This is a genomic window from Limosilactobacillus pulli, from assembly GCF_947381555.1.
GTDB lineage: Bacteria > Bacillota > Bacilli > Lactobacillales > Lactobacillaceae > Limosilactobacillus > Limosilactobacillus pulli.
In genome coordinates this window covers 1-4,693 of record NZ_CANCWQ010000052.1, presented here as the reverse complement: position 1 = coordinate 4,693, position 4,693 = coordinate 1, and the positions used below count along the sequence as shown (strand labels likewise).

Annotated in this window: 4 protein-coding genes; 1 reads left to right on the top strand and 3 read right to left on the bottom strand. The window is 47.6% G+C overall.

The features are described from left to right. The first annotated feature begins 429 nt into the window (after positions 1–429). The gene (locus tag QOS03_RS08900; protein WP_283576160.1) at positions 430–1,659 is read left to right on the top strand and encodes an ammonium transporter; all 1,230 of its coding nucleotides are present in this window, start codon (positions 430–432) and stop codon (positions 1,657–1,659) included. Between the two features lie 97 nt (positions 1,660–1,756). Here QOS03_RS08900 and fucP read toward each other — a convergent pair whose 3' ends face one another. The 3 genes from fucP to rbsK are packed head-to-tail and all read right to left on the bottom strand — an operon-like array spanning position 1,757 to position 4,497. After that, positions 1,757–3,115, bottom strand: a complete 1,359-nt coding sequence (fucP, locus tag QOS03_RS08895) for an L-fucose:H+ symporter permease (RefSeq protein ID WP_272208866.1) — start codon at positions 3,113–3,115, stop codon at positions 1,757–1,759. A gap of 13 nt (positions 3,116–3,128) precedes the next feature. Beyond that, positions 3,129–3,524 (bottom strand): D-ribose pyranase, encoded by a 396-nt coding sequence (gene rbsD / locus QOS03_RS08890; protein WP_006500760.1) that lies wholly within the window; start codon positions 3,522–3,524, stop codon positions 3,129–3,131. 52 nt (positions 3,525–3,576) lie between these two features. Beyond that, complete coding sequence (rbsK, locus tag QOS03_RS08885; RefSeq protein ID WP_283576159.1) at positions 3,577–4,497, bottom strand: ribokinase; 921 nt, start codon at positions 4,495–4,497, stop codon at positions 3,577–3,579. Positions 4,498–4,693: the final 196 nt, after the last annotated feature.

The following is a 4,693-nucleotide window of genomic DNA, read 5'->3' as shown; positions in this document are numbered from 1 at the left end:
CCTTTTTTAGTCTACTTTGAGTCTAACCTTGTTAGGCTTTTTTTGTTAAATGTTACGAACTAGCAAATCGCGTATAATAATAACGGCTGAACTTAAAACCACCGGCATTGCCAGCGTAAAATAAGCTCTCTTAATGGAAGAACGTTCAAAAAGCTGATCCATTTTTTTACTCCCTTCTTTAAAAACAATCTTGATTATTTTAGATGATCATTGATTGATCAACAATCTTTTTATAATTGGTCTATTTCATATTTCGGTTGAAAAATGTTAATAGTGAAGCGTTTTCATTGTTTTTTAAGTTTGCGTGGTCTAATAAATTTATTTAATTTTTCGGAATCAAACTTAAGCTATTGTTTTTGCAAAAGAATTGGTCTAAATTAATTGCCATTAAGAAAATGATTAGGGCTTTGAGAATTGGAGATGGCAATAATGAGTACAGCAAACACGTTATTCGTAATGATTGCCAGCATTTTAGTGTTCTTAATGACACCAGGGCTGGCGTTTTTCTATGGTGGCTTGGTAAGCAGTCGCAACATCGTCAACACATTTATGTCGGTTTTTTTCGTCTGTGGTCTATCTGTCCTGCTTTGGGTCGCAGTTGGCTGGTCCCTTTCATTCAGCGGTGATGGCGCCATTGTTGGCAACCTACACCAATTGATGATGCATGGCATCAACTTAAAGCAGCTGACCACTGGCAAAATTCCGGTTGGCATCTTCTCAATCTTTGAAATGATGTTTGCACTGATCACTCCAGCATTGTTTGTGGGCGCAATCGTTGGCCGGGTTCGTTTTAAGTTTTTAACCTTCTTTATCATCTGTTGGTCGATTCTGATCTACTATCCATTAGTACACCTGGTCTGGGGTGGCGGTCTGCTGTCCAAGCTGGGCACGCTGGACTTTGCTGGTGGGACTGTCGTTCATATCAACGCTGGGGTCACGGCCTTGGTACTGTCGGCTATGATTGGACCACGTCTGCACACCAAAGCGTCTGATGGTCCTGCCGATCGGTCCTGGGTTCTGTTGGGCACGACCCTGCTTTGGATTGGCTGGGATGGCTTTAACGCGGGTTCCGCGCTGGCCGTCAACAGCATTGCCATGCAGGCTTTCTTAACGACGACAGTTGCTGCAGCAGCGGCCATGGTTACTTGGCAATTACTGGAAATTTATACTGAAGGACACACGACTTTAGTTGGCACCTGTACCGGCGTATTGTGTGGGCTCGTTAGCATCACGCCAGCCTGTGGCTACGTTACCTTGACCGGAGCCTTGATTATCGGAATCGGATCGAGCATGATCAGTGGCTGGTTCATCACCAAGATCAAGCCACGTCTAAAAATCGATGACACACTGGATGCCTTTGGCTGTCATGGAATCAGCGGTATCTGGGGAAGCATCGCGACTGGCCTTTTTGCCACTCATACGGTCAACCCTGTCGTTACTCATGATGGCCTGCTGATGGGCGGTGGCTTTACTCAGTTTGGCATTCAAACGCTGGCAACCCTGGTTACGATTATTGCGACGGCCGTTATGGTCTGGGCAATCGTCAAGGTTCTGGGTCACTTTATGACGATTCGGGTTTCGGCTCGTGATGAAGGTCGTGGCCTGGATATCAGTGAGCACCATGAATTGATTGGTTCATTGGCGAATCCTCAACTCTAACCACTTATCTGAATAAATTGCTGCACTCGCAGTCATGAAAAAAGGACAGCTCCGGTAAACGGGACTGTCCTTTTAGATTTGCTGAAAATGTAATTTGCTAGTGTTCTTGAACTTCTTCAGGGTGTGCCTTTTCGTAGCGATGTTCATTCCAGAAGTAGAACGTGATGATCGCAAAGCAGATGGCTGGCACAATGAAGGAGAACTGCATGGAACCAGAAATGTCGGATACCCGTCCTTGAATGGCTGGCACGATGGCACCACCGATCAGGGACATAACGATGAAGGCACCACCAGTTTCGGTGTACTTCTTTTCGTGAATCTGGTCCAGCGTGTGAGCGTAAATCGTTGGCCATTCAGGACCAAAGAAGAAGCTCGTGGCAATCGCTGCGTATACGGCCGTGGCGTTTGGAACCGTAAAGGCAATAACCAGGCAGACCATACCCAAAGCAGAGAACCAGGTCAGCACCTTGGTAATCGAGTAGCGGTTCATGAACCAGTTGGCAACTAGCTTACCAACAAACCAGGCAACGTAGCTGTAGATCATAAACGTTGAGGCTTCCGAGTCGGAAATGCCGTGCATCACCTTCAGTGCCAGACGGATGGTAAATGACCAAACCGTCGTCTGCATGCCGGCGTAGACGAATTGCGCCCCGACACCCATCATGAAGCGCTTGTTGTGCGTCAGGTAGCTGATCGTCTCGCCCAAAGATGGCTGTGCTTCCTTACCTTCTGCGCCCGTACCTGCCGTGGCCTTGGCACGTGGCATCTTGGTCAGCAGCAGGACGATGAAGATAACGATTAAAATTGCAAGGATGAATTTGTATGGACGCAGCGTCAATTGAAGCATGTGCAGGTTGTAGGCGTGGGCCTCAGCCTTGCTCATGTGAGCGACCTTGTCGGCCAGGTTGCCACCTTCACCAAAGATCAGGTACTTACCCAAGACGATCCCTAAAATGTCACCCAGCGGTGTCAGCGTTTGCGCAAAGTTCAGCCGCTGGTTGGCCGTATTGCGCGGACCCATCATGGAGGCGTAGGTGTCACAAGACGTTTCCAAGAAGCTCAGACCAACGGCAATCGCGAAGATGGCAACCAAGAACACGCTGTAGGTAGCAATCTTGGAAGCTGGGAAGAACAGTGAGCAGCCGATGATGTAGAACATCAAGCCGACCAGAATGGCCACCTTGTAGCTGGCCTTCTTAACGATCCGAGAAGCCGGGATGGCCATCAGGAAGTAGCCGCCGTAGAAGGCTGATTGAACGAAGGCCGTTGCCGTGTCGTTCAGCGTAAAGACCGTCTTAAACTGCGTGATCAAAATATCGTTCAGACTGGCCGCCGCCCCCCAAAGTGGGAAGATCAGGCAGACCAGCAGGAACTGAAACATTGGCGTCTTGTCAAGGTAGCCGTCTGGCAGCTGCAGCCAGCTTTGACCCTTGTCAGAATTCTTACTGTTTTGCATAGCTCACACCTCGCTAGAACGTAACGCCGGATTCAAGAATAATGTTGGAGTAAGGCGTCATCTCACCCGTGCGGATGAAGGCGTGCGTCTTGGCCAGGTTCTTCTTCAAATCACTGTGCGGCATGAATTCGATCTCAACATCAGGCAAAGCCTTTTTAATGTTTTCCAGCTGTTCTGGATTTTGGTCCTTGATCTCATCGGCAAGATAGATCTTTTGAACCTTCATTTCCTTTAAGACATTGTTCAAGACGTCCATAAAGCTTGGCAGCTGCTTGTCGAGTGCCAGGTCGATCTTCTTAGTGCCCATTGGTACCGGCATGCCGGCATCACCGATTGACAGCCAGTCCATGTGCCCCATGTTGGCAACGACAGCAGACACTTCAGAGTTGATAATTCCAGTTTTCTTCATGATCAAAATCTCCTAATTCCTAATTTTTATTTCTGCGAACGTTTAGCCGCGATTATTCGGCAAGTGCGGCTTTGACTTCTTCACTCGTTGGAATCGATGGCATCGCACCCATCTTTTGAACGGTCAGACTGGAAGCACGCTGCGCGTAGACCAGAGCATCGGCAACATTGCTCAGATCATTGTCCAGCTGTGAGGCTAACGCGCCAATGAACGTGTCACCGGCAGCCGTCGTATCAACGGCTTTGACCTTAAATGCTGGTACCATTCCGTGACCGTGTGGCGTGCAGTAAAAGACCCCTTTTGAACCCAGCGTAATCAACAGATTCTTAACACCTTGCTGCTTAAACCATTCCGCAGACTTAAGCATGGAGTCCTCATCCGTAATCTTGATTCCCGTCAAAACAAAGCTTTCGCTATCGTTAGGAATTACCACGTCCGTGTATTGCAGCAGCTCTGGCAAGATTTCATGAGCCGGTGCTGGGTTCAAGATCGTCGTTACGCCATGTTCCTTAGCTTGTTTGAAAGCTTCAGCAGTGACTGCCTGTGGCGTTTCAAACTGACTGATCAAAAAGTCGATCTCTTCAAAGACGGCATCAGCATTTTTCAAAACCTCAGTCGTCATTGCTTGGTTGGCACCGCCATAAACCATGATGTCGTTTTGTCCTTCGGCATCAAGCGTAATCAGAGCCGTTCCCGTACCGTGCAGCTCATCAATGCCAATCAGCTTGGTATCGATATTATCTTCTTGCAAAGCTTCACGCATGAACTTACCTTCATTGTCAGCGCCAACCATACCGATAAACCAGGTCTTGGCACCAGAGCGAGCAGCCGCAACTGCCTGATTGGCACCCTTACCACCAGGAGCAGAACTCTTGGATCCCGCTGAGATCGTCTCACCAGGCATTGGGAAACGTTGTACGTGGTAGGTCGTGTCAACATTGATACTACCTAAAACCGCAATTTTCTTAGCCATTTGCTTCCTCCTATGGTTCCTAGTGTAAAACGTTTTTGTAAATCGTTTTACAAAAAATTCAACGTTGTTAATTTAACATGATTTGAAATCGTTTGCAACCCCCTCTGCAAAAAATTAATTTATACGCGATTTGCTAGTTCGTAACATTTAACAAAAAAAGCCTAACAAGGTTAGACTCAAAGTAGACTAAAAAAGG